This is a genomic window from Oceanobacillus polygoni (assembly GCF_008304605.1).
GTDB classification, from domain to species: Bacteria; Bacillota; Bacilli; order Bacillales; family Amphibacillaceae; genus Oceanobacillus; species Oceanobacillus polygoni.
Genome location: NZ_PIJY01000043.1, coordinates 1 through 1,141 on the forward strand (window position 1 = coordinate 1; position 1,141 = coordinate 1,141).

Annotated in this window: 9 tRNA genes and 1 rRNA gene; all 10 read left to right on the top strand. The window is 47.7% G+C overall.

The window, feature by feature from the left end:
* Positions 1–82, top strand: a 5S ribosomal RNA gene (gene rrf, locus F1560_RS22805); the annotation flags it as partial.
* A gap of 11 nt (positions 83–93) precedes the next feature.
* Positions 94–169 (top strand) — tRNA-Val (locus F1560_RS18860).
* Positions 170–172: 3 nt separating this feature from the next.
* Positions 173–248, top strand: a tRNA-Thr gene (locus tag F1560_RS18865).
* A 50-nt stretch (positions 249–298) separates the two neighbouring features.
* Positions 299–374 (top strand) — tRNA-Lys (locus F1560_RS18870).
* Positions 375–377: 3 nt separating this feature from the next.
* Positions 378–459 (top strand) — tRNA-Leu (locus F1560_RS18875).
* A 20-nt stretch (positions 460–479) separates the two neighbouring features.
* Positions 480–554, top strand: a tRNA-Gly gene (locus F1560_RS18880).
* 7 nt (positions 555–561) lie between these two features.
* Positions 562–650: transfer RNA gene (locus F1560_RS18885), tRNA-Leu, on the top strand.
* 3 nt (positions 651–653) lie between these two features.
* A tRNA-Arg gene (locus F1560_RS18890) sits at positions 654–730 on the top strand.
* 3 nt (positions 731–733) lie between these two features.
* Positions 734–810: transfer RNA gene (locus tag F1560_RS18895), tRNA-Pro, on the top strand.
* Positions 811–829: 19 nt separating this feature from the next.
* Positions 830–905 (top strand) — tRNA-Ala (locus F1560_RS18900).
* Positions 906–1,141 lie beyond the last annotated feature (236 nt).

The following is a 1,141-nucleotide window of genomic DNA, read 5'->3' on the forward strand; positions in this document are numbered from 1 at the left end:
CCATCCCGAACACAGAAGTTAAGCTCTTCAGCGCCGATGGTAGTTGGGACTTTGTCCCTGCAAGAGTAGGACGCCGCCAGGCGCATATGCATTGGAGGATTAGCTCAGCTGGGAGAGCACCTGCCTTACAAGCAGGGGGTCGCAGGTTCGAGCCCTGCATCCTCCACCATTCGCCGGCCTAGCTCAATTGGTAGAGCAACTGACTTGTAATCAGTAGGTTGGGGGTTCAAGTCCTCTGGCCGGCACCATTTTCTGCAAAAAAATCAATAGTAGTTTTTAAATGATGTGTGATATTTTCGAGCCATTAGCTCAGTCGGTAGAGCATTTGACTTTTAATCAAAGGGTCGAAGGTTCGAATCCTTCATGGCTCACCATTTGCGGGTGTGGCGGAATTGGCAGACGCGCTAGACTTAGGATCTAGTGTCTTCGGACGTGGGGGTTCAAGTCCCTTCACCCGCATCATTTAAAATTTGTCAAGCGCGGAAGTAGTTCAGTGGTAGAACACCACCTTGCCAAGGTGGGGGTCGCGGGTTCGAATCCCGTCTTCCGCTCCAAGCCCTTGCCGGGGTGGCGGAACTGGCAGACGCACAGGACTTAAAATCCTGCGGTAGGTGACTACCGTACCGGTTCGATTCCGGTCCTCGGCACCATATGCGCCCGTAGCTCAATTGGATAGAGCGTTTGACTACGGATCAAGAGGTTAGGGGTTCGACTCCTCTCGGGCGCGCCATTACGGGAAGTAGCTCAGCTTGGTAGAGCACTTGGTTTGGGACCAAGGGGTCGCAGGTTCGAATCCTGTCTTCCCGACCATTATCTTTATAATACATATGGGGCCTTAGCTCAGCTGGGAGAGCGCCTGCCTTGCACGCAGGAGGTCAGCGGTTCGATCCCGCTAGGCTCCACCAAAATATTCAAAAGAACTGACTTTTATCATCGAAGCTATCCATTTTGAAATGTTATTAAAGAAAAGAATACTTTTTGAAAAAATATTTCAAAAAAAGTTGTTGACAACAGAATGGAACTTGTGATACATTAATAAAGTCGATTTTAAAAAAAGCAACAAACAAATTTGCTCTTTGAAAACTGAACAAAACAACCAGTATGTCAAGAAAAAAGAAACTAAGTTTTCTTTTTAAAACAA